Raw genomic sequence first — 19,906 nt, forward strand, 5'->3', positions numbered from 1 at the left:
AAAAAGGCCATATGAATATGACCTTTTGTTAAGCAGCATAAGTCATTTTAGTCAATGACTTTCGTTATTTTTGAAAACGAGATAGATCTTCTTCAGGGCGCGCGGTTAAAACTTCTACACCGTCTTTGGTCACCAGCAGGGTATGTTCGTATTGAGCTGAAAGACTATGGTCTTTGGTTACCACCGTCCATTTATCACCCATTAAACGTGTTTGCCAAACACCCGCATTGACCATTGGTTCAATGGTAAAGGTCATACCTTCTTCCAAAACCATACCTGAATTAGGTTGACCATAGTGAAGGACTTGTGGCTCATCATGGAATACTGTACCAATACCATGACCACAATATTCACGCACCACACTAAAGCGTTCTGATTCAACATATTTTTGAATCGCTGCGCCGATATCACCAATGGTTGATCCCGGTTTCACCGTTTCCATACCACGGTACATTGCTTCTTGAGCAACTTTACATAAACGTTCAGCAATAATCGATGTTTCACCACCAACCACATACATCATATTGGTGTCGCCGTGATAACCATCTTTAATCACAGTCACGTCAATATTGAGAATATCGCCTTTCTTTAAAATTTTACTTGCAGATGGAATACCGTGACATACCACATGATTTACAGAGGTACAAATCACATGTTGGAATGCAGGGCGACCAGGTGCAGCGCCATAGCCTAAACATGCAGGTATAGCGTCTTGTTTGTTGACAATATAGTCATGACAAATCGTATCCAATTCAAGTGTACTGACACCTGGTTTGATATGCGGTTTGATCATATCCAAAACTTCTGCAGCCAATCGACCTGCAACACGCATCTTTTCAATTTCATCTGCGGTTTTGATTAATCGACGTGGTGCTTCGTAAGTACTGTTCATGATCTTTAAAAACTTTTGGAAATTTGTATGTGACTATGGTATAAATAGCCGCCCAATTTATCAAATGCTTTCTGTGACTTTCTTTGTGAATGGTTTATGGAAATATTGATAAGGGTAATTTAAAAATCCGCACATATGTCGTCACATTACTCTGGGTGCCTGAAAGGGTGGAGAATGCGGACATATGGAGGCCTAACCCAAACTTTTAAGGTAAAGAAAATGGCAGATTACAACGTAAGCATGCGCGACCTTCTTCAAGCTGGCGCGCACTTTGGTCACCAAACTCGCTTCTGGAACCCAAAAATGCGTCAATACATTTTTGGTGCGCGTAACCGTATTCACATCATCAACCTTGAACATACTGTTCCTGCGTTAAATGATGCTTTGAATTTTGTTAACAATCTAGCAAGCAAAAAGAACAAAGTATTGTTCGTTGGTACAAAACGTGCTGCTTCTAACATCATTCGTGAACAAGCTCAACGCGCTGGTCAGCCTTATGTTGATCACCGTTGGTTGGGTGGTATGTTGACTAACTGGAAAACTCTTCGTCAGTCAATCAACCGTTTGAAAGATCTTCAAACTCAATCACAAGATGGTACTTTTGCTAAACTTACTAAACGTGAAGCATTAGAACGCGCTCGTGAAATGGAAAAACTTGAACGCTCTTTAGGCGGTGTTAAGAACATGGGTGGTTTACCTGACGCATTGTTCATCATCGACGTTGATCACGAAGCAATCGCGATTAAAGAAGCTAAAAACCTTGGTATTCCAGTAATCGGTATCGTTGATACAAACTCTAACCCAGATAACGTAGATTTCGTTATTCCTGGTAATGACGATGCGATCCGTGCTGTTACACTTTATGCTTCTGCAATGGCTGATGCAATTCTTGCTGGTAAAGAATACGCTCAAACTCAAGCGAATGCTCAAGCTAAAGGCGAAGAAGCTGCGAAAGAAGCTCCTGAGGCTTAATGCGTTTTGACGCAAGCTTGTCATTTTTGTGATTTAAAATGATGACAAATTGAGCGTCGAGAAAGCAAAACGGCCCAGAGGAACCTTTGGGCCGTTTTTGTTGAACAGATTCATATTCTACCGTATTTAGGAGAACAACATGACTGCAGTTACTGCGAGCATGGTAAAAGAATTACGTGACCGTACTGGTCTTGCAATGATGGAATGCAAAAAAGCATTAACAGAAGCAGACGGTGACATCGAATTAGCGATTGATAATCTTCGTAAATCAGGTCAAGCAAAAGCAGCTAAAAAAGCTGGTAACATTGCTGCTGATGGCGCGATCACAATTGCTCAAGAAGGTAATAAAGCAATTCTTTTAGAAGTAAACTGTCAAACTGACTTCGTTGCTAAAGACGAAAACTTTGCTGGTTTCTCTGCGAAAGTTGCTGCTGCTGCACTTGCTGCTGGTGTAACTGATGCTGCTCAAATTGCTGAATTGAAACTTGAAGATGGTTCAACTGTTGAAGAAGCTCGTATTGCGCTTGTTCAAAAAATCGGTGAAAACATTCAAGTTCGTCGTGCTGCAATTGTTGAAGGTGAAAACCTTGCAGTTTACAAACACGGTTTAAAAATCGGTGTTGTTGTTTCTTACACAGGTTCTGCTGAAACTGGTAAAGGTATTGCAATGCACGTTGCTGCGTTCAACCCAGTTGCTGTAACTGCTGAAGATGTTTCTGCTGATCTTATCGCGAAAGAGAAAGAAATTGCAGAAGCTAAAGCGATTGAATCTGGTAAGCCAGCGAACATCGTTGAAAAAATGGTGACTGGTTCAGTTGAAAAATACTTGAACGAAGTTGTTCTTGAGCGTCAACAATACGTAATCGACAACGACAAAAAAGTTGCTGAAGTATTGAAAGCGACTGCAACAACTGTAGCTCAATTCGTTCGCTTCGAAGTGGGTGAAGGTATTGAGAAGAAAGCTGAAATGAGCTTTGCAGAAGAAGTTGCTGCTGCTCAAGCGGCTGCTAAATAATTTTTACTCACTGAGTATAATTATTGAAAACCCCTCTTTTGAGGGGTTTTTTTATCTGTAATTTAATTGAAGTAGATTCAGAAGAATTAATTCATACATATCTAAAAGATTATTCTTTTATAATTCCACCATGAACATTGATTAGACTCAAACTTTATGGCAAATAAAACACAACTTGGTATTGCTGCTGTAATTGCAGTGATCGTCGCAGCTTATCTGGGTGTTGATCTCAATCAACAAAAAAATCAAACAACTGAACCCTCTAAAGTTGAATCGATCGATCAGCAAAACAATCATTCACAAGACAATACACAGCATGTGGATGAGCAGGGTAAAGATAACCAATTTAAAGATAAGCCGTCTGCCAATAGTCAAAATCAAAATGGTCTTGAGGTTATTCGAAAAGCCTATGATGCAAAACTCAGTAATGTTCAAGTACAATCCATCGGTCGAGTAAAAGCCGTGTTGCGTGATGATAATGAAGGTTCACGCCATCAAAAATTTATTCTTGCACTGGATAATGGCTTAACTGTATTGGTTGCACATAATATTGATTTAGCACCCCGTATCGATAATTTACGCAAAGGCGATACTGTCGAATTTTTTGGCGAATATGAATATAGCAATCAAGGTGGCGTAATGCACTGGACACACCATGATCCAAAGCGTCGTCATCAAGATGGTTGGCTAAAACATAATGGAAAAACCTATCAGTAATCTATTGGTTATTTTCTTATGTGCACAAAAGATCTTTGTATTTTCCATGTCTAATCGTATAGATAGCAATTTTGTTCTATACGCTTTTTATAAACATGCTATTTTTAAATTATTATCAAAAGTCTGAATAGAAAAAATGCAGGAGTGGGCAAGCTACTTTCACCTAAAAGAATTGGGTGGATTAGAGTTGTTAAAAGCACAGTATCACCATAAGCAATTTTCAAAGCATGTGCATGAAGGTTATTGTATTGGTGTGATTGAAGATGGTGCACAGAGTTTTTATCGGACTGGGCAGTTACATACAGCACCGAAGGGTGACATTATTTTAGTCAATGCTGATGAAATTCATACAGGTTCATCTGCTGTCGAGTCAGGCTGGAAATATCGTGCAATTTATCCAACGCCAGAAATGTTATTAGATGCAGGGCAAGATTTTTTTAGTGTTAAAAATAGCGTACCGTGGTTCCCACAAGCTGTTGTGCAAGATGTTGGATTGGCACAACAACTCTGTTTACTTTTTGATTTATTAGAACAAAAAGAAAATACTTTACTGAAAGAGAGTATGTATTTATCCACTTTAGCCCGCTTAATCAGTCGCTATGGTCGTGCCAAATTAACACCTGCTGAATTACCAGAAGCACAACGGAAAGTTGAAATAGTTAAAGATTTATTAAGCAGTTTTCCTGAGCATGATTATTCGCTCACTGATTTGGCGACCTATGTAGGATTAAGCCCTTGGCATTTTTTACGTGAATTTAAAAAATATACGGGCTTACCACCGCATAGCTGGTTGGTTCAGGTCCGTTTACAGAAAGCGCGCCAATTATAAAAACAAGGTCAGAGTATTGCAATGACTGCCCAAAATAGTGGTTTTTCAGATCAAAGTCATTTTAATCGACATTTTAAAAAAGCAGTTGGGGTTACGCCTTCTCAATATTTAAGTACATTAAATATTTAATAAATGTATTTGGGAATAGCCATTTAAACGTTCCACAGTCCCTCATCAAATAGCAATTTTATCCAAGCGATCACTGATCATTTATAAGATACTGCTTAAATTCTTAGATTTGGATTTTGCAAATGAGTGATCAATTTGAATCTTATACTGCCGAGATTGAGCCTAAGTCTAAACAAAATAAAAAGGCTTTTTTCCAAGGTGTGGTCGATATTTTACCTTTATCTATTGCCGTACTGCCTTGGGGTATTCTGGCTGGATCAATGGCAATTAATGCTGGATTAAGCTTTGCACAAGCATTCTCAATGTCCGCTGTTGTATTTGCAGGTGCAGCGCAGTTAGTAAGTTTAGGTTTAGTCATGTCACATGCATCGGCCTTGACGATTATGATTACGGTATTTTTCTTAACCAGTCAGCATTTAATATATGCGCTTAATTTTCGTCAAGATGTCAGTCGTTTTCCGTTTAAGCAACGCATATTAATTGGCTTCTTGCTGACAGATGAACTGTTTGCTGTCGGCATTGGCAAAGATAAACAACGCAGCTTTGCTTATTTGTTGGGTGCTGGGCTGTGTTTTTATTTGGCTTGGTGCCTATTTAGTGTGTTGGGCATTGTACTGGCTAAATCAATTCCGAATTTAGAAAGCTTACATTTAGATTTTTCAATTGTTGCGGTATTTATTTTGATTATTGTGCCTATGGTGAAAAATAGCGCAACTTTGGTAGGCGTCATGTGTACCTTGCTATCTGCCTGTATTTTTAAATATTTTCAATTTGAAGGGGGCATTGTGCTATCAGGGATTTTGGGGATGTTTAGTGCGATGTGTACAGCAAAGATCGTCGGAGTAAAAAATATAGGCGTAGCAAAATGACATGGACTTTATTGTTAACTTTGGCAGGCATTGTATTGATTAACCGTTACTTTTTCTTAGAACCTAAAATCGCCCTGAAATTACCTCGTGTGATTGGAAATATGTTGCAGTATTCAGCGCCATGTTTGCTGACTGCAATTTGTGCACCAATTGTATTTTTTAATGGAGATCAATTCCGTGCATTGCCTTTGGATGCCTATTTTTTAACAGCAATGATCTGTGTTGTTTTAGCGCTTATTTCTAAGAAAATTCTAGTCAATTTAGCTTTAAGTTTATTGTGCTTTTACGGGTTATTTTATCTGTTAAATTGAAAAAAATGGAGGGAAAAGCCGAATTGGATTTTCCCTCTGGTTTATTTGCGCTAAAAAGCCAGTTTCTGGCGTGTTTTCCATTTGGGTAGTACTTTACCAAGATAGGCATCCATACACCATACAGGGCCAATGAGGAGGAATTGAAGGTCTTTAAAGAAAGAAGGCTTTTTACCTTCGACTTTATGACCATAAAATTGACCAATCCAAGCCAAAATAAACACCCCAATATAGAAACCAACACCGACAGGAAGTAAGTAAATGATCCATGCCATGACTGCAATTAATGCGGTCATTGCTACAGCAAGAACAATATCCAAACGGGCATAGAAAACGAGGGTGAGAACCAGAAGTAGTGCCGTAAGCAAGGCACTAAAATGTGCAAGAATCCCAATGATGGCAAATAAAATCGCGGGGACGCAAGCCCAATGGATGGCTTTATTGGTTTTGTTTTGATGACTTTCGCTATATTCATCGAACCATTCGGTGATTGATTTTCTTAACATTCTTCATATCTCCATATAATCAATAACTTGGTATTTTTTACTTAAAATTCATATTCTTGTTAAAATTTTTCAATATTCATTAATACGCATTAACATGTATTAATAACTATTAATATGTATCTATTTACGCCATAATTTTACACCTTAAAGAAAAAACTTTAAAAGGCGTAAATGTGGGCACTATTTCTCAAAGAAAATTGACAGATGGCACTATTCGCTATCGAGCTGAAATTCGTATAAATAAACAAGGTGTAATTTATAAAGAATCCAAAACATTTGCAACAATGCGAACAGCTTCAAATTGGCTCAAAAAAAGAGAGGCTGAAATACAAGATAATCCTGAAATCATAAAAGGTAAAGTTGAAGCAAGTAAATTTACAATTGGGGATTTAATCAACAAGTATCTGATTGAGGTGGGGGATCAGTACTCGATAACCACAATAAGATCATTGCGTGTTTTATTAAAGCTTCCGATTAGTAAAATTAGTTCTGATAAATTTGGTGCAATGAATATCACTGAACATGTTAAAGCTAGAAAAATAGGATATCCAAAATTAGGCTTAAACCCCGTTTCCCCATCAACCATATTAAATGAATTACAGCAATTAAAGTCAGTACTTAATCATGCGAGATTATTGTGGGGTGCTGATATTAAATATACTGAAGTAATTGACGGTATGTTGCAGTTAAGAAAAACAAGACAAATCAATAGAGGTAATACGAGAGATAGATTGTATGAGAGAGCAGAATTAGAAAAACTTTTAAAATTCTTTACATCAACATGGAACCGTGGAAGATCTGTATACCCAATGCATCTACTTATGATATTTGCAATATTTTCATGTAGAAGACAGGCTGAAATCACTAGACTTGAGGTTTCAGATTACAACAGAGAACATAGGGTTTTTCTAGTTAGGGATCTTAAAAACCCAAATGGATCTAAAGGTAATCACAAAGAATTCATTGTTTCTGTTGAGCTGGAAAAACTAATTGATCTTGCATTAAGCCCGAAATATAGAAACAGAATGATTCTGTCTGAGTGTGAATCTAAGTATTTGTTCCCTTTGCGTGCTGGGTCTATTTCTACTGAATTTAATGAGACTTGCGCATTATTGGGAATTGAAGATTTACGCTTTCATGACCTGCGTCATGAGGGCGCAACCCGATTAGCTGAAAAGGGTATGACTATTCCTCAAATACAACAGTATACCCTTCATACCACATGGTCCAGTTTGCAGCGATATGTATCATTAAAAATTAGAAGAAATGTTATGACGTTTGAGGAGATGCTACATCTCATCGGTGAAATGTAGCATAGTCTTTGGCTGCTGTTTGATGCTCTTTATCAAGAGCATCAGCCAAATCTTTGAGATTTACAAAATATGGTGCTGTACGGCTTTTTTGATCAATCTTAAAAACAGGGAATGGAAATTCATTATCATTTGCCATTTTGTTAATTGTGGCTCTTTTCAATGCCGGGTAGTACTCTTCAGCCACATCCATGAGCTTTATGACTATTGATCTATGTTTCAAGAACAAATAATCATAAGTAGAAAATTCTAGAGCACCCATTCAACCTTCCTCCTTCACTTCAGAACGAATCACATCTTTGCCAAACTTAAAATCGGCAGTTATGTTTTTCTTCCCATCATCTGTCCAGTTAAAAAATTCCATCTGCCCATTTTCTAGTCCCATTAACTCATGATTTGCTTTTAAGAATTCCAAACCAACAGCAAACTCTTTTAAACAATCTTCAATTCGATCATTTGGGATTTTGAAGAAATCAGATAGGGTTCGGATTTCGTAAGTTTTAGTCATCAACCTTCCTCCTTTTCTTCTTTTGGCGGCTCTGGCAGTGGCATCCAGTGAGTTACTTTTTCATCAATAAAGTAACTTGAATACTCATCACCAATGTAAGCAGTATTTGCGTACCAGCCTTCAGGGATGAAGTACATATCCCTTTCTTCACAAAATTCTGACCACTCACCACATTCCGATTCCTCAGTAAATTGTGGGATAAAGTTAGCCACCATTTGATTTTGATTTTTTACAGGGTTTTCATCAATTAAAACCAAAACATTTCTTAATGGTTCTGGCATTTTCTCATCAACACTAATCCAATTCACGCCACTTCTCCCAAACTCTTAACCACGGTTTCAGGGAGGTCGATTTCTTCAGTTTGAATTGTCATGACTTTGCTCCTGTGCTTCTACCAGATCACCTTTAAATTTTGCTTTACAGTATGCAGCTACTTTTTCAGCTTCATCCTTAGTTTTAAAGAATTCCCAATAGCCAACTTGATCATTAGATTCATCCCAAACTTTTGCAGCATAAAGCGTATTACTTTCAGTGATTAAATACTCTTTATGCTCTACAGCTTGAACTTGACCAGGATCTAAATCACAAAGAGAGTTGTCGATTCCATCTTGATCCCACCACATGCCTTCATGATCGTCTAAATACCAATCTTCAGTGTGCTTTTTATCTACGAAAACAAACCCTTCAGGGGTGGCTTGTTGTTTGGCTGCTAGCCAAACTTTCCATGCGAAGTTAAGTTGATTATTTTCATAAACATCACCATAAGCCTTATGGAATGTAGCCCAACCTCCAGATTGCTTGAACGCCTCTTTTTCGAACTCTTCTCTTTCTTTCTCAATATCCATCTCATCACCTCAGCAGACTTTTTTTCTTGTACGCTTGATATCAGCGGCCATAGATTTAGTAGAGTCAATAATTAACTTTTCCGCTTGGGCAACATCCTCAAGACTGTTCATGTAACAAGCGATCCCATTACCAGCGATGCAATAACCAAATTCAACTGCCAACTCTGGATCTGTTTTGGCTAAGTGATCAAAGATAGGTCCAATCACTTGCTTGAATAATTGCTCTGCAATTTCATCAACAGAGCCGTCAAGATTTAAGCTTTTAATTTCCATCACAACCACCACGCCATTTTTATCAAGTAAAAGTAAAGTTTTAGGAGGGTCATGCCGACTGCTCCCAAGGCAAATCATTCGCCATCGTCAAGTCAGTACGCCTTTGATTTGCATAACTGAATAAACGCTCATGAATTGCTGGATCGCACTGAATGATTTCCTCTTCAAGTTTTGTAAGGTCAATTAAATTTTTTGATTTTTGAATGCGGACCATCAATGATGATTGTGATTTTTCTGGTGGATTGAATTCAGCCAAACGTTTATGAATAGCATCCATAACCGGCTTACGTTCTTCTTCGGTCCAGTGCATGGTATATTTATAGAGGGCATTTGCTTCTTTAGGAGTGTTAACTATCTTTAAACGCTCCACTAGCTCATCAAGAACTGACTGATATGGATGTAATGCAAGTGAGTTATCATCGGAAATGAGTGGATCTTCTGAAATAGTTACATTTTCTTGAGACACGATTTTGATAGGCTGGCTAAATTCAGCTAATTTGCTTTCTTTGGCCATCGTAATTTCAAGCATTTGTTCTGCTGAAAAATCCACCTTATCAACGTTCAATAAAGTGCTTTCAACCTCAGCAGCAGTAGAGCAAGCACGCAAGCCATCTAAATAAAGCTGCAATTCAGTTTCTATAGATATAACAGGCTGTGTCTCTACTACTTGTGGCGATTCTTGCTCAACATTCTTCTTGGTGTTTCTAGCTTTTTTAGGCTTTTCACTGAAACCGTCTTTAATTTCAATCTCAGTAATCATATTGCCAAACGTTTTACCAAACGCCTGAAGCTGCAGCTGTGCATTCTCAGCATCTAATTGAGCAAATCCATTTGCCACACTCAAACTTATATCTCCATGTTCTGGATCGTATTTAGTACGCAAGATACATGTTGGCATCACAATAAAAATTTCTTGGCCAGATTCCAAGTCATGCGGCTGAACAGGTTTTGTAAACTGAATATCTGCCAAAGTTAAAGTTTCGCGTTTTATACAGAATTCATGATCATTTGTAAAAAATACTGTAGCAGGGAATTGATTTAGCTCATCAAAATCGAGCAATCCACCAATATGACGACATAAAACTGTTTTACCTGATTGCAATGCGGAAATTGCTTCAACACCATTAAAAGTATGCATTATTTTTGTCCTTTTAAAGCTTTGATTAAATAGGGATCTAGTTCGGGTTGTTTGAGTAGCCAGTCGATATATGAATCTGGTAACTCATCGATGAGCTCACCTCTGTGTTTACCAAAGTTAATACGCTTAGGAATGCGGGCAATTTCAGACATTTGATAAAGTGAATTCATGTCTTTAATTGCCAGCTTTTCGACGATTGCTTGTAGAACCACACCAGTGAAATAAATATCCCAGCGAGCGTTATGCGCATTACGTAAATGCTTACGAGCTTTTTCTAAATCAGCACTCATAACGTGGTAATACATTGCTGTAAGGTTATGAGTTTCTAATTCATCCCAAACCATTCGAGCCAAAGCCAATGTACAAATACCCTTAACACTAATTGATGGATCACAAAGCTTGATTGCTTGAATGTCGTAATCAATATTGTGGCCAATCAAGTACTCTGTATTCTCTGGTAAGCGAAATACTTCATAACTTGGTTTGCCTGTGATATCAGTTTCCAAAATATGGTGAGTGGCCATGGAACCTAATTCGATAGGCTCAGGGCAAGAAAAATACTCATCAAAGGCCGAATTACCATCGATCCGCAATATCCCTTGTTCAAAAGAACAGGAGATATGTGCAATTTCAATTGGATAGCCATTTAAGCTATTGGTTTCAGTATCTAAAATTAATGCGCTCATGCAGACATACTCGTTTTAGCCATTTGATCGATTTCAGCTTTAACAGCTTCCAGTTTGCTTGCTTCAATTTGGGTGAGTGCATCTAAGCCAAAATGCTCACAGATATCTTTAATATCTAAACCACGTTCAGATATAAATGTTTGAAGCTCATCGCGCTGTGTATCTGAAATGATTGAAGGTAAAACTTCCAACTCCAGCCATTTTTTCTTTTCTTTGTTGTAGGTTAGGCCTATTTGATACGCAAAATGCTTCATACATTCCCACATATCTTTAAAGTATGGATGTTGCTGGTCCAAACCCTCTAAAAGCACATTAAATTCAGAAGGGTACTGAGCCTCGCTACAAGATTTCTGCCATTGCTCCCATTCCATTTGAAGCTTCATGGTTTGTTGTTGTTCAGGTGTTAAGGTATTTAGATGATCTTTAGTCGCTTGAATAAGATTAGCCATAAATTGAGAATTTTCAGGTTTACGTAAATCAGGAACAATTACATTCCCCAAATTCCCCGAATCCTTTGTATGAAAGCCTTCACCACCTTTGAACTTAAGAACTCTATTGGAATTACCACGGCTATCTGTTTCCTCTGCCAAGTAAGCCATAGCATCAGCAAGGCGATAAATTTCCTGACGGTTTTTACCACCTAAATCGGGACGTACAAGAGTTAAAGTGTCGTTTTTATCCTCTGTTGCATGGGCAATAAAAATTACATCTTTGCCAAAACCAATAAGCTTATTTACAAATAAACTAAACATGTTATTTGCTACACCCTGAACATTTAGCTTTAACGAACCATCGCTTTTAGTGTTTTTATTGTTATTTGCAAGATGTGATTTAATTAAATCAAGTACACGACCTATGGTGTCAAATACCACTGTATTGTATGGTGCTAAATCAGCCTCAGTAATATTTGCAATATCCATCCAGCTTTCAGCTACGACAACATCACCGCGTCGATTTGCACCAGTACGATAAGCACCTTTATCTGCGTCAATAACTAAAGGTTTATTTGCAGTCATACCAAGTGTTGTTTTGTACATACCAGGATCACCATAGAAGTAAACCTTGATTGCATTTACTACTATAGGTTGAGCGGGTGTAATAATATTTAGAGCCATGGTGTTAACCCCTTAATTATATTTCGTATTGTTATAAGCAATACGTTGATTTGGAGAATAGGGAGTGCGCTTAAAGCAAGGTTGGTTGAATAATTCAGCTTTAGCTTTACGCTTTTGGAATTTGCGCTCACGTTCAAAGTTTTCTCGAATCCACGGCTTTGTTGCATGTGTTTCTTCTGAAACGAGAACCAAAACACCAGACCGATTAATCCAGTAAACATCATTGCCTTTTTGCACATAGACAGAGTGACCAAGGCGCATACGGAATTGACCATTTTCACTACTTTGGAATTCAGCGAATTTTTGTGTAGGAGTATTCATTAGACAGCCTCCACCATACGGTTACGTTCGATGTAGTTAACTATCACTTGATTGATATTTCTGTGATCGTTGTAATCAGTGAAGTCATTCCAGTCTTTACCGTTCGCATCTGTGATTTTTTCAATTGCCAAGTTTGTAATATCAACTGCAGTGAATTCAGAACCAGGTACACCGTAACTATCTTGATGAGATTCAAAATCGAAGCTAACTTTAAGTAAGAAGCTATCAATTTTGACAACTGCTTTACCTGAAGTTTCAGAAGTTAGTTTTAAAGCATCAATGTTGTAGGTAGACGGGGAGATATTTGGTATTGCTACTGGTGGCTTATATTCAGTGTCTTTCTGGTCATATGTAAGACCGATAACACCCACAATGACTAAACCACTTATTGCAGCGACTTTGAGAAAACCCATAGGCTGTACACGATGTGTAACAATGGGATTGATTGAATTTGGTTTTGTGTTCATAATTCACCTGTTGTATGGAAAAGCGCATTTGATTTCGAGGTCTGTGCGCTTTTTTGTTATTTAGTAAAGTAAGCATACTTAACATGTAAAGCTAAGTAAAGTGTAATTAACAATTATATTGTAAAGTGAGTTTAATTTTATTTTTTAATGGACAAAAGAAAACCCACACAGGGTGGGTTAGTAGTTTTTAATGCTGAAAGTAAGTTAATGTGTGTCAGAGTATTTTTCTAAAAACTCATCTATCCATCCTTGTGCCACATCAATATTAGTTATATCAATTAACTTTAAGTTGGTTTCTTCTGCTTCATTAAAGCCTTCTATGATGGCTTCAAAGATATTTGCTTCAGTAATAACCTCAAGTGCAATTTCAGCAGGATCATAGCTTTGCTTAGCTTTTTTGAGTGAAGCTATTTGTTTATCAATTCCTGCACCAATCTTTGCTAAGGCCAATTTGAAATCCTGGCGATTTATTGTTAGCGCTGTTTTAGACTTGTTTAGTGTTGCGATCATAATATTCTCTTTTCTTAAAAAATTTTAATTACTTATCTCACAATAACTGGCGACTTATAATCATTTCACTTTTAGTTAATTTTACACACGACCAATCAGATTTCACCATCATACGTATGGGAAACATACTTCCCAATAACACTAATATGCTCTAGTTGATCTGGTTCAACGATCTCACGCTGATATTGCGGGTTATCGCTATCAATAATTAGTGCACCATCAAATCGACGAGAAAGTCTTTTAATCTTTAATTCATTTCCATATCGAATTGCATAAACTTTTCCAGATTGAATTTGCTCCAGTGTATTGATAGATTTATCGAGCATCACAACACTACCACTGGGTATTCTTGGTTCCATGCTGTCACCATCTGTATCGACAGTTATTAAGTTTTTAGGGGATACTTTTTTCTTGTGTACCCAACTCAATAAATGGGCAGACCCCATATCCCTTTGACTTGGCTCATAAGCAGCCAAATGACCATTACCTGCTGAAAATTTCACTTCAACATGGGGAATAATTACATAAACATTTGGATCTAAATCATCGGGGGACTCCCAAGCAACAACAGGTACACCTTCATTCTGCTGTGTATTTTCGGAACTAGAACTTTCAACATCCTCTAACATTTTTGAGCTCAATCCATTTAACCATCTATGGTTTACACCCAAAAATTTAGCCGCTTTCTCAGCATTATCTTGTCCAAGTGTTTGGACATTCTTGTCAATCCATTCAGAAACAGCTGGTCTGCTCACACCACAATAATCCGCTAAATGGGCCTTAACGAATCTTTTACCTTTAGATTCTTCATAGTGCTTTATAGCTAAAGCAAATCTTTCCTGAAGGGTGCTCATAGTAACTCTACCTTACAAAGTAAAGCTAGCTTAACTTTTCTATAATTAAGTGTGCTTGATAATTTAAATAAAGTATGGTTAACTTTGCTTAACATTTTATTTGTTTGGATTATGATATGGAAGTAATCATCAAAACCGCAGATGCCATTGCTGCATATGCAGACGCTGCAAATCTTGCTCGATGTCTTGGTGTATCTAGAGCTGCAATCAGCCAATGGGGTGAATACGTTCCTGAAATTTCTGCTCGAGGTCTTTTGATTCTTAAACCAGATATTCCTCATGTTGTAAACAAGCCTATTTCTTAGAATTGGATCGTTGAAGTATCAATTTTTAACTATCAAAAATAAACGTGAATAAATACAAAGGATTCACATATGGAAATTAATTTAAGCCGAGAAGCCCAAAACGCAATTTGGCAAATGATAAGTAATACGCCGGGTTTTACGCCTAAAGATATTGCTCAGGTGCTAGGGGATTCACATAACACTATTTGCAATTATGCAAATATCAATATGCCGAACCATTTACCCAGTATCAAAAAGTTGGAAGCAATTCTTTATTACACGCAAAACCCAGCCTTATTAAAAATTTGGGCCCATGAGCTTGGCTTTGCATTGGTCCCAGTGACTTGTGACCGCAGCAAGCATCATGAGTTGTCGATCTTTGAGGCAATGATGCAGCACAACATTAAGTCAGGAAAGACTAATAAAGCTGTCTATGAAGCATATGAGGATGGTGTTGTAACACCTCAAGAATATGAAGAGATCCATCAATTGACATTGCATCTAATTGAATTGGCGACTGCAGTAGATCAAGCAGCTTTAAAACAAATGAAAAAATACACATCAGGTTCTGAAATAGAAAAAGCCTGATGGTTGAGATCAGGCTTCATATATTCATAACGAGATGGAAATGAATATGCATAAAATTCTAACAGACATTGAGCTACAGCGAAAGATTTATTTATTTCAAAAGGCAGTGGAAGAACACGCTGAAAAGCGCTCACTTCCGACTGCTCAGTCTGTGGCAGTTGCAAAGGCTGAACTATGGGCATTTATACAAGGAGCAAACGCATGAGTGTTGATGCGCTAAATTGGGCGTGGACTGCACCAGTTGAAAGTTCAGCACAGCGCCTTGTCTTGCTTTCATTGGCTGATCGTGCAGGTGAGCACCATACTTGCTATCCAAGCAATAGCAGATTGGCAAAAGACACAGTTTTGAATATCAAGACTGTTCAAAAAGTCGTAAATCAACTTATCGATTTAGGATTGGTTGCTGATACTGGTAAAAAAATGGGAACCACAAATAAGGTTCGAGTTTTAAAATTAGTTGGTGTGCAATCAAGAGAACAATACCAAAATCGGGATAGTTATAACGAACCCAAAAAAGGGTTAATTGATAAAGATAACGAACCCAAAAACGGTGCTATTAAACACACCCAAAAAGGGGTTAATTCAGCAGAACAAACGATCCCAATTTTGGAGGGTAACGAACCCAAAAACGGTATCGTGAACGATCCCAATTTTGGGGTACAGAACCTACCAATTAACCTATCAATGAATCTCTCTTGTCAACACGAGTGGATTCCAAATCAAAATCAATTGATCGGAGTTCTTCAGCAAAAAGGTCATGGTCAAAATTTAAAATTCATTTTTGGATTACCAAGTTTTGAATTTGAGCTTGGAGCATTCAACACTCATTTCGATGGTCAAGTTTTGTCTGATGCAAAAAAACTCTACAAGTTTGCAAATTGGATTTCTGACAAGTTTGAACGTCATGTGAAATTACATCCTGAGTACATCGAAGTTTCTCAACCTGAACAACCACAGCAAGCACCAAGCACAGAATTCAAAGGCGTACGCAAATCATTCAAGGGGATGGACCAATGATTGAATTATTTTCTATCCCTGTTGAACAAGCGATTCTGTCTACCGTGATCGGTACCGAGCAAGGCATGGACGAATACATCGAGCAAATTGATTCAAGTGATTTCTACGCAGCTCAACACCAAATTATTTGGTCTCATGTGAAATCGCAGTTTGTGAAAGGCGAAGCGTATGACCAGGTGATGCTTTGGGAGTTGATTCGTGCTAATGCGGTTGAAGTCAAAGCGGTTGATGAGAAATTCATACTCAATCTGATGGGGTGTTACTGCCCTCATTCGCTTTTACCAACGCACCTTAAAAAACTTAAAGATTTTGCGACACGCAGAAAAATTCAGGATGTAAGCAAGCAAATCGGCACTGTTGCTTTGGATATGGTTTCGTACACATCGGAAACCGCCTTAAATCGTGCACAGGCTCTCGTCAGTGGCTTAGAAACAGGTTCGGTGGACAATTGCCTCAAACATGCTCATGAGTTCTCTAAGGACGCAATTAAGGAGTTTTTAGAGCGACATACAGCTTTGCATAACAACACGGCATTTGATGGCGGTATTCGTACTGGCTTCTGTGAGTTGGATAACAAGCTGGGTGAAGTTGGTAAAGGTGATTTAGTCATTATCGGTGCACGCCCAAGCATGGGTAAAACCACACTCGCTCAGAACTTTGCAGCAGACATGATGGTCAATCAAGGTTTACCAGTGTTGTTTGTTTCAATCGAGATGTCAGGCAAGCAGATTGCACAGCGAATGATTAGTGGAATTGGTCAGATTGAATTGCGGAAAGTTTTAAGTGGTAAGGCTCAAATTGAGGACTGTGGAAAGATTAATACTGCTGCAATGATCTTAGAAAAAGCACCTTTGATGATTGATGACAATGCTCGTTCAACGACTTCAACGATCCGTAGATCAGCACGAAAAGTACAAGCCGAATATGGGAAAGTTGGTGCGATATTTGTTGATTATATCCAGCGTGTAACTCCACTTACTAAAAACAATTATGGTCGCTCTGACAAAGATATTGGTGAGATTTCAGGGGAATTGAAAAAGATTGCTCGTGATTTTGAATGTCCAGTATTTGCTTTAGCTCAATTGAATCGAAATCTTGAAAACAGGCCAAACAAACGCCCTGTAAACGCTGATTTAAAAGAGTCAGGCGATTTAGAGCAGGACGCAGACATCATCATGTTTATCTACCGTGATGAGGTTTACAACAAGGAATCTAAAGAGGCTGGAACGGCTGAGATCATTATTGGTAAAGCACGTAACGGGTCAACTGGAACAGTGAAATTAGCAACCGACTTAGCTCGCTCAACATTTGCAGATTTAAGTCCTGAATATTACGCAATGATGCAAGGGGAGTTGGTATGAGAACAGAAACCAACAGCGAGTCACTTTACATCAAAGATCGTTCAGCTTGGGATTTGTCAGAATTCTTAAGCAGTGGTGGTCAGATCGAACATGTACCTTATGGCGTTTCAAGTGAGGTTAAGCAAGAGTTCAATAAATCAAATACTCAATCGCACATGAAACAAATAATGGGTGCAGCGATTGCAGAGGCTAAGGCTAAGAAAGAATTAAAACCTAAGAGAACTAAAACTGAGGCTGAGATTGAAGCAAAAAGACAGAGTGATAAAGAGCGTAAACGTATCAAAGACGCTCAATCACAGGCTGTAAAAAGAAAGGCTAAAGCTGATTTAAGCGCAGAGCAAATATCAATATTCAAAGAGTTTCATTCCAAGGCATCACATGGCGATATTGCGTTGCTTGCAAGGTTGACAGGTGTTTCAGCAACAACATTGAAGTCAACCATGTATGGCGAAACTGTGATGAAGAAAGATCGATGGGAAGGAGTTAAAAAGCATTTGCTGAGTTTTGACTATTCAATCAACGAAAGTGCAATCAAAGGAAGATTGAAGAAAGAAATCAATGAATTGGATCAGAAAGCATATCGAAAAGCTTATAGGGCTGAATGGCAAAAGGTACAGAGAGCCAAGCTTAAACAGATAACAGAAAAGTATTGTGGAGTGGTGGCACTATGACAACTATAAACAACCTGACAAAACATGACAGCCGAGAGTTTAAGGTGGGGGATTTGGTGGTTTATCGCAAACAGTGCAGTTTGATTTGGGATGGTGTTTATAGAGTGGATGCCGTACTAGCCGATGGGCGCGTAATTGAGCGCGATTTACCAACAACAAAAGAATGGTTGAGTCACGCCACATCAGAAGAAATCAAAGCAGGTCACCGCATTGATGACATCACAGACCACGTCACAGACATCCGTAATCACGTTAGTCCGAGTACAAGAGTGGTGGATTTATGAGTCTAAGTATCAAAGAAATTAGAGCTAACAAGCCAAATGGTACAACCCATTTCAGAACACCTCATTCTCGTAATTGTACAAATTACTATCGAGTTGAACCGCTTGCTAAAGCTGTTTTGTATTGGAGTAACAAAGATGTTGGTTTTTGGATTAGAACAGATTTAACGATTGAAAAATTGGCTGATCTTGGAGCTATGCCGATTGATTATGAGCCAATTGATTGGGTTGGAGTTTTGGAGGCAGAACGTCATGGATAAGTTTGAGGAAGCTATTTGTGGACATAATCCACTCTACAAAGAGGGTTTGCAGGACAAATATTATCAGGGTGCAAAATGGGCATGGCAATCCCGACAGACTGAGGTTGATCAACTGCGAGAAGAATTAGCAAAATTAAAAGATCGACTTGAATTAGCACATCACTTAGCAACTCAAAGTACATGGAGTTCTTTGAAACAGTTGAGAAAGGTTGTTAAGGCTTTGCGAGGTGAGCATGAAGCTTAATACATTGCAACGTGAAGAATTAAAGCAATTGTTTGATGGTCATTGTGCTTACTGTGGTGAATTGCTTGGTGAGAAATGGCATGCAGATCATTTGAATGCAGTTGTACGCGATCTTCAAACAGGAAAGCCATCTAAGCCTGAAAATGATGTTATTGAAAATCTTGTACCAGCTTGCACAGCATGTAATCACAACAAGCGCTCAATGTCGTTAGAAGCGTGGCGTGATTTGCTTGCTCATTATCGAGATATCCAAATCATCAGAGATTGTCCGCAAGTGCGTCATTTGATGCGCTTTGGCTTAATTGAGTTTGTGCAAAAGCCTATTGTTTTTCATTTTGAGATTGTGGGGGCTAACAATGCAAATCCCTAAACCCCTCATCATCGGCATTGATCCAGACTTAGATAAATCGGGGGTGGCTGTCTTAGGACAGTCATTCGAGCTGAAAAACTTAACCTTTGCTGAAACTGTTGAGCTATTCCGCATTCACCAGGATCAGATCAAGAAAGTGGTGATCGAGGCAGGGTGGATGAATAGAAAATCAAATCTACATAGTCGTATTGGTCAATCTAAGCGCGCAGGTGAGCGAATTGCTAAGAATGTAGGTGAGAACCATGCAACAGGCAAATTACTTGTAGAAATGGCGAAATATTTCGGTTTAGCAGTGGTTGAAGTAAGACCTACCAAAACCAAAAAGAATTCAGAAGAATTTAATCGCATTACTGGCTGGCAAGGTCGAACGAATCAAGAGCAGCGTGATGCAGGTATGTTGATTTGGGGGATGGGTTAATGCAATGGATCTTAGCTTTCTTCCTGTTCATTTTCATGATGGGCGTAAAAATTCATGATGGTACAGTACTGGATTTGGTTTTCTTTATCGTTGTGGTGGGTATGTTTTTAACAGCAATAGTGGCAGTACGAGTTTTAGGGTAAGGGGC

32 protein-coding genes and 1 pseudogene are annotated in these 19,906 nt (G+C 38.4%); 19 read left to right on the plus strand and 14 right to left on the minus strand.

Translation table 11 applies throughout. From position 1 onward, the window contains the following. Positions 1 to 64: 64 nt before the first annotated feature. Positions 65 to 892: a type I methionyl aminopeptidase gene (gene map / locus MTO68_RS06780; protein WP_004722029.1), complete on the minus strand. Its 828-nt coding sequence runs from the start codon at positions 890 to 892 to the stop codon at positions 65 to 67. 219 nt (positions 893 to 1,111) lie between these two features. Between map and rpsB the strand changes: the two genes are divergently transcribed. The 6 genes and pseudogenes from rpsB (at position 1,112) to MTO68_RS06810 (ending at position 5,734) form a co-directional block, all read left to right on the plus strand. Continuing rightward, positions 1,112 to 1,864, plus strand: coding sequence for a 30S ribosomal protein S2 (gene rpsB / locus MTO68_RS06785; RefSeq protein WP_004722027.1), 753 nt, complete (start codon positions 1,112 to 1,114; stop codon positions 1,862 to 1,864). 139 nt (positions 1,865 to 2,003) lie between these two features. After that, complete coding sequence (tsf, locus tag MTO68_RS06790; RefSeq protein WP_004722025.1) at positions 2,004 to 2,879, plus strand: translation elongation factor Ts; 876 nt, start codon at positions 2,004 to 2,006, stop codon at positions 2,877 to 2,879. A 156-nt stretch (positions 2,880 to 3,035) separates the two neighbouring features. After that, complete coding sequence (locus MTO68_RS06795) at positions 3,036 to 3,596, plus strand: DUF3465 domain-containing protein (RefSeq protein ID WP_244015431.1); 561 nt, start codon at positions 3,036 to 3,038, stop codon at positions 3,594 to 3,596. 136 nt (positions 3,597 to 3,732) lie between these two features. Beyond that, positions 3,733 to 4,554, plus strand: a pseudogene (locus MTO68_RS06800) (AraC family transcriptional regulator). Positions 4,555 to 4,676: 122 nt separating this feature from the next. Beyond that, positions 4,677 to 5,423 (plus strand): AzlC family ABC transporter permease, encoded by a 747-nt coding sequence (locus MTO68_RS06805; protein WP_244015432.1) that lies wholly within the window; start codon positions 4,677 to 4,679, stop codon positions 5,421 to 5,423. After that, positions 5,420 to 5,734 (plus strand): AzlD domain-containing protein, encoded by a 315-nt coding sequence (locus tag MTO68_RS06810; RefSeq protein WP_056516140.1) that lies wholly within the window; start codon positions 5,420 to 5,422, stop codon positions 5,732 to 5,734. Before MTO68_RS06805 ends, MTO68_RS06810 begins: the two co-directional genes overlap by 4 nt. A gap of 50 nt (positions 5,735 to 5,784) precedes the next feature. Here MTO68_RS06810 and MTO68_RS06815 read toward each other — a convergent pair whose 3' ends face one another. Continuing rightward, positions 5,785 to 6,237: an Mpo1-like protein gene (locus tag MTO68_RS06815; protein ID WP_244015433.1), complete on the minus strand. Its 453-nt coding sequence runs from the start codon at positions 6,235 to 6,237 to the stop codon at positions 5,785 to 5,787. Between the two features lie 173 nt (positions 6,238 to 6,410). Here MTO68_RS06815 and MTO68_RS06820 point away from each other — a divergent pair, with 173 nt between their 5' ends. After that, complete coding sequence (locus MTO68_RS06820) at positions 6,411 to 7,550, plus strand: tyrosine-type recombinase/integrase (protein WP_244015434.1); 1,140 nt, start codon at positions 6,411 to 6,413, stop codon at positions 7,548 to 7,550. Here the strand turns inward: MTO68_RS06820 and MTO68_RS06825 are convergent. The 12 genes from MTO68_RS06825 to MTO68_RS06880 all read right to left on the minus strand — a co-directional run bounded on the left by MTO68_RS06825 (position 7,534) and on the right by MTO68_RS06880 (position 14,264). After that, on the minus strand, positions 7,534 to 7,809 hold the full coding sequence (locus tag MTO68_RS06825; protein WP_244015435.1) for a pyocin activator PrtN family protein: 276 nt from the start codon (positions 7,807 to 7,809) through the stop codon (positions 7,534 to 7,536). The genes MTO68_RS06820 and MTO68_RS06825 overlap by 17 nt on opposite strands. Further along, positions 7,810 to 8,055 carry a hypothetical protein gene (locus tag MTO68_RS06830; RefSeq protein WP_056517844.1) on the minus strand — a complete coding sequence of 82 codons (246 nt, stop codon included), beginning with the start codon at positions 8,053 to 8,055 and terminating at the stop codon, positions 7,810 to 7,812. Further along, on the minus strand, positions 8,055 to 8,363 hold the full coding sequence (locus tag MTO68_RS06835) for a DUF551 domain-containing protein (protein ID WP_244015436.1): 309 nt from the start codon (positions 8,361 to 8,363) through the stop codon (positions 8,055 to 8,057). Before MTO68_RS06835 ends, MTO68_RS06830 begins: the two co-directional genes overlap by 1 nt. A gap of 48 nt (positions 8,364 to 8,411) precedes the next feature. Beyond that, entirely contained in the window at positions 8,412 to 8,900 is a 489-nt protein-coding gene (locus tag MTO68_RS06840) for a hypothetical protein (RefSeq protein ID WP_244015437.1), read from the minus strand. Positions 8,901 to 8,909: 9 nt separating this feature from the next. Next, the gene (locus MTO68_RS06845) at positions 8,910 to 9,173 is read right to left on the minus strand and encodes a hypothetical protein (protein WP_244015438.1); all 264 of its coding nucleotides are present in this window, start codon (positions 9,171 to 9,173) and stop codon (positions 8,910 to 8,912) included. 49 nt (positions 9,174 to 9,222) lie between these two features. Beyond that, positions 9,223 to 10,311: a hypothetical protein gene (locus tag MTO68_RS06850; protein WP_244015439.1), complete on the minus strand. Its 1,089-nt coding sequence runs from the start codon at positions 10,309 to 10,311 to the stop codon at positions 9,223 to 9,225. Continuing rightward, positions 10,311 to 10,997: a 3'-5' exonuclease gene (locus MTO68_RS06855; RefSeq protein ID WP_244015440.1), complete on the minus strand. Its 687-nt coding sequence runs from the start codon at positions 10,995 to 10,997 to the stop codon at positions 10,311 to 10,313. Before MTO68_RS06855 ends, MTO68_RS06850 begins: the two co-directional genes overlap by 1 nt. Beyond that, the gene (locus MTO68_RS06860) at positions 10,994 to 12,112 is read right to left on the minus strand and encodes an ATP-binding protein (RefSeq protein WP_004820817.1); all 1,119 of its coding nucleotides are present in this window, start codon (positions 12,110 to 12,112) and stop codon (positions 10,994 to 10,996) included. Before MTO68_RS06860 ends, MTO68_RS06855 begins: the two co-directional genes overlap by 4 nt. A 12-nt stretch (positions 12,113 to 12,124) precedes the next feature. Further along, positions 12,125 to 12,433 carry a hypothetical protein gene (locus MTO68_RS06865; protein ID WP_004820819.1) on the minus strand — a complete coding sequence of 103 codons (309 nt, stop codon included), beginning with the start codon at positions 12,431 to 12,433 and terminating at the stop codon, positions 12,125 to 12,127. Continuing rightward, positions 12,433 to 12,900, minus strand: coding sequence for a hypothetical protein (locus MTO68_RS06870; protein ID WP_244015441.1), 468 nt, complete (start codon positions 12,898 to 12,900; stop codon positions 12,433 to 12,435). The genes MTO68_RS06865 and MTO68_RS06870 overlap by 1 nt, the downstream gene beginning before the upstream one ends. Before the next feature lie 204 nt (positions 12,901 to 13,104). After that, entirely contained in the window at positions 13,105 to 13,410 is a 306-nt protein-coding gene (locus MTO68_RS06875; RefSeq protein WP_244015442.1) for a hypothetical protein, read from the minus strand. A gap of 95 nt (positions 13,411 to 13,505) precedes the next feature. Continuing rightward, positions 13,506 to 14,264, minus strand: coding sequence for a S24 family peptidase (locus MTO68_RS06880; protein ID WP_234623920.1), 759 nt, complete (start codon positions 14,262 to 14,264; stop codon positions 13,506 to 13,508). A gap of 116 nt (positions 14,265 to 14,380) precedes the next feature. Here MTO68_RS06880 and MTO68_RS06885 point away from each other — a divergent pair, with 116 nt between their 5' ends. From MTO68_RS06885 to MTO68_RS06940, 12 genes are all read left to right on the plus strand, one after another. Next, complete coding sequence (locus tag MTO68_RS06885; protein ID WP_234623921.1) at positions 14,381 to 14,569, plus strand: Cro/CI family transcriptional regulator; 189 nt, start codon at positions 14,381 to 14,383, stop codon at positions 14,567 to 14,569. Positions 14,570 to 14,638: 69 nt separating this feature from the next. Next, entirely contained in the window at positions 14,639 to 15,136 is a 498-nt protein-coding gene (locus MTO68_RS06890; protein ID WP_244015443.1) for a phage regulatory CII family protein, read from the plus strand. Positions 15,137 to 15,182: 46 nt separating this feature from the next. Further along, a complete protein-coding gene (locus MTO68_RS06895; protein ID WP_171066954.1) occupies positions 15,183 to 15,341 on the plus strand; it encodes a hypothetical protein in 159 nt (52 codons plus the stop codon). Next, complete coding sequence (locus MTO68_RS06900; RefSeq protein ID WP_244015444.1) at positions 15,338 to 16,153, plus strand: helix-turn-helix domain-containing protein; 816 nt, start codon at positions 15,338 to 15,340, stop codon at positions 16,151 to 16,153. Before MTO68_RS06895 ends, MTO68_RS06900 begins: the two co-directional genes overlap by 4 nt. Beyond that, positions 16,150 to 17,514 (plus strand): replicative DNA helicase, encoded by a 1,365-nt coding sequence (locus MTO68_RS06905; protein WP_244015445.1) that lies wholly within the window; start codon positions 16,150 to 16,152, stop codon positions 17,512 to 17,514. Before MTO68_RS06900 ends, MTO68_RS06905 begins: the two co-directional genes overlap by 4 nt. Beyond that, positions 17,511 to 18,185 (plus strand): hypothetical protein, encoded by a 675-nt coding sequence (locus tag MTO68_RS06910; protein WP_244015446.1) that lies wholly within the window; start codon positions 17,511 to 17,513, stop codon positions 18,183 to 18,185. The genes MTO68_RS06905 and MTO68_RS06910 overlap by 4 nt, the downstream gene beginning before the upstream one ends. Next, a complete protein-coding gene (locus tag MTO68_RS06915; protein WP_244015447.1) occupies positions 18,182 to 18,469 on the plus strand; it encodes a hypothetical protein in 288 nt (95 codons plus the stop codon). Before MTO68_RS06910 ends, MTO68_RS06915 begins: the two co-directional genes overlap by 4 nt. Beyond that, positions 18,466 to 18,726: a hypothetical protein gene (locus MTO68_RS06920; protein ID WP_244015448.1), complete on the plus strand. Its 261-nt coding sequence runs from the start codon at positions 18,466 to 18,468 to the stop codon at positions 18,724 to 18,726. The genes MTO68_RS06915 and MTO68_RS06920 overlap by 4 nt, the downstream gene beginning before the upstream one ends. Next, entirely contained in the window at positions 18,719 to 18,970 is a 252-nt protein-coding gene (locus MTO68_RS06925; RefSeq protein ID WP_244015449.1) for a hypothetical protein, read from the plus strand. Before MTO68_RS06920 ends, MTO68_RS06925 begins: the two co-directional genes overlap by 8 nt. Then, positions 18,960 to 19,340: an HNH endonuclease signature motif containing protein gene (locus tag MTO68_RS06930; protein ID WP_244015450.1), complete on the plus strand. Its 381-nt coding sequence runs from the start codon at positions 18,960 to 18,962 to the stop codon at positions 19,338 to 19,340. Before MTO68_RS06925 ends, MTO68_RS06930 begins: the two co-directional genes overlap by 11 nt. Then, a complete protein-coding gene (locus tag MTO68_RS06935; protein ID WP_244015451.1) occupies positions 19,327 to 19,758 on the plus strand; it encodes a hypothetical protein in 432 nt (143 codons plus the stop codon). The genes MTO68_RS06930 and MTO68_RS06935 overlap by 14 nt, the downstream gene beginning before the upstream one ends. Then, a complete protein-coding gene (locus MTO68_RS06940) occupies positions 19,758 to 19,901 on the plus strand; it encodes a hypothetical protein (RefSeq protein ID WP_244015452.1) in 144 nt (47 codons plus the stop codon). The genes MTO68_RS06935 and MTO68_RS06940 overlap by 1 nt, the downstream gene beginning before the upstream one ends. Positions 19,902 to 19,906: the final 5 nt, after the last annotated feature.

It is taken from the genome of Acinetobacter sp. NyZ410 (assembly GCF_022828975.1).
Lineage (GTDB): Bacteria > Pseudomonadota > Gammaproteobacteria > Pseudomonadales > Moraxellaceae > Acinetobacter > Acinetobacter guillouiae.

What these genes read in the sequence shown, in the direction of transcription:
- map (WP_004722029.1), bottom strand. Translation starts at nt 892, where the DNA reads ATGAACAGTACTTACGAAGCACCACGTCGATTAATCAAAACCGCAGAT.
- rpsB (WP_004722027.1), top strand. Translation starts at nt 1,112, where the DNA reads ATGGCAGATTACAACGTAAGCATGCGCGACCTTCTTCAAGCTGGCGCG.
- tsf (WP_004722025.1), top strand. Translation starts at nt 2,004, where the DNA reads ATGACTGCAGTTACTGCGAGCATGGTAAAAGAATTACGTGACCGTACT.
- MTO68_RS06795 (WP_244015431.1), top strand. Translation starts at nt 3,036, where the DNA reads ATGGCAAATAAAACACAACTTGGTATTGCTGCTGTAATTGCAGTGATC.
- MTO68_RS06805 (WP_244015432.1), top strand. Translation starts at nt 4,677, where the DNA reads ATGAGTGATCAATTTGAATCTTATACTGCCGAGATTGAGCCTAAGTCT.
- MTO68_RS06810 (WP_056516140.1), top strand. Translation starts at nt 5,420, where the DNA reads ATGACATGGACTTTATTGTTAACTTTGGCAGGCATTGTATTGATTAAC.
- MTO68_RS06815 (WP_244015433.1), bottom strand. Translation starts at nt 6,237, where the DNA reads ATGTTAAGAAAATCAATCACCGAATGGTTCGATGAATATAGCGAAAGT.
- MTO68_RS06825 (WP_244015435.1), bottom strand. Translation starts at nt 7,809, where the DNA reads ATGGGTGCTCTAGAATTTTCTACTTATGATTATTTGTTCTTGAAACAT.
- MTO68_RS06830 (WP_056517844.1), bottom strand. Translation starts at nt 8,055, where the DNA reads ATGACTAAAACTTACGAAATCCGAACCCTATCTGATTTCTTCAAAATC.
- MTO68_RS06840 (WP_244015437.1), bottom strand. Translation starts at nt 8,900, where the DNA reads ATGGATATTGAGAAAGAAAGAGAAGAGTTCGAAAAAGAGGCGTTCAAG.
- MTO68_RS06845 (WP_244015438.1), bottom strand. Translation starts at nt 9,173, where the DNA reads ATGGAAATTAAAAGCTTAAATCTTGACGGCTCTGTTGATGAAATTGCA.
- MTO68_RS06850 (WP_244015439.1), bottom strand. Translation starts at nt 10,311, where the DNA reads ATGCATACTTTTAATGGTGTTGAAGCAATTTCCGCATTGCAATCAGGT.
- MTO68_RS06855 (WP_244015440.1), bottom strand. Translation starts at nt 10,997, where the DNA reads ATGAGCGCATTAATTTTAGATACTGAAACCAATAGCTTAAATGGCTAT.
- MTO68_RS06860 (WP_004820817.1), bottom strand. Translation starts at nt 12,112, where the DNA reads ATGGCTCTAAATATTATTACACCCGCTCAACCTATAGTAGTAAATGCA.
- MTO68_RS06865 (WP_004820819.1), bottom strand. Translation starts at nt 12,433, where the DNA reads ATGAATACTCCTACACAAAAATTCGCTGAATTCCAAAGTAGTGAAAAT.
- MTO68_RS06870 (WP_244015441.1), bottom strand. Translation starts at nt 12,900, where the DNA reads ATGAACACAAAACCAAATTCAATCAATCCCATTGTTACACATCGTGTA.
- MTO68_RS06875 (WP_244015442.1), bottom strand. Translation starts at nt 13,410, where the DNA reads ATGATCGCAACACTAAACAAGTCTAAAACAGCGCTAACAATAAATCGC.
- MTO68_RS06880 (WP_234623920.1), bottom strand. Translation starts at nt 14,264, where the DNA reads ATGAGCACCCTTCAGGAAAGATTTGCTTTAGCTATAAAGCACTATGAA.
- MTO68_RS06885 (WP_234623921.1), top strand. Translation starts at nt 14,381, where the DNA reads ATGGAAGTAATCATCAAAACCGCAGATGCCATTGCTGCATATGCAGAC.
- MTO68_RS06890 (WP_244015443.1), top strand. Translation starts at nt 14,639, where the DNA reads ATGGAAATTAATTTAAGCCGAGAAGCCCAAAACGCAATTTGGCAAATG.
- MTO68_RS06895 (WP_171066954.1), top strand. Translation starts at nt 15,183, where the DNA reads ATGCATAAAATTCTAACAGACATTGAGCTACAGCGAAAGATTTATTTA.
- MTO68_RS06900 (WP_244015444.1), top strand. Translation starts at nt 15,338, where the DNA reads ATGAGTGTTGATGCGCTAAATTGGGCGTGGACTGCACCAGTTGAAAGT.
- MTO68_RS06905 (WP_244015445.1), top strand. Translation starts at nt 16,150, where the DNA reads ATGATTGAATTATTTTCTATCCCTGTTGAACAAGCGATTCTGTCTACC.
- MTO68_RS06910 (WP_244015446.1), top strand. Translation starts at nt 17,511, where the DNA reads ATGAGAACAGAAACCAACAGCGAGTCACTTTACATCAAAGATCGTTCA.
- MTO68_RS06915 (WP_244015447.1), top strand. Translation starts at nt 18,182, where the DNA reads ATGACAACTATAAACAACCTGACAAAACATGACAGCCGAGAGTTTAAG.
- MTO68_RS06920 (WP_244015448.1), top strand. Translation starts at nt 18,466, where the DNA reads ATGAGTCTAAGTATCAAAGAAATTAGAGCTAACAAGCCAAATGGTACA.
- MTO68_RS06925 (WP_244015449.1), top strand. Translation starts at nt 18,719, where the DNA reads ATGGATAAGTTTGAGGAAGCTATTTGTGGACATAATCCACTCTACAAA.
- MTO68_RS06930 (WP_244015450.1), top strand. Translation starts at nt 18,960, where the DNA reads ATGAAGCTTAATACATTGCAACGTGAAGAATTAAAGCAATTGTTTGAT.
- MTO68_RS06935 (WP_244015451.1), top strand. Translation starts at nt 19,327, where the DNA reads ATGCAAATCCCTAAACCCCTCATCATCGGCATTGATCCAGACTTAGAT.
- MTO68_RS06940 (WP_244015452.1), top strand. Translation starts at nt 19,758, where the DNA reads ATGCAATGGATCTTAGCTTTCTTCCTGTTCATTTTCATGATGGGCGTA.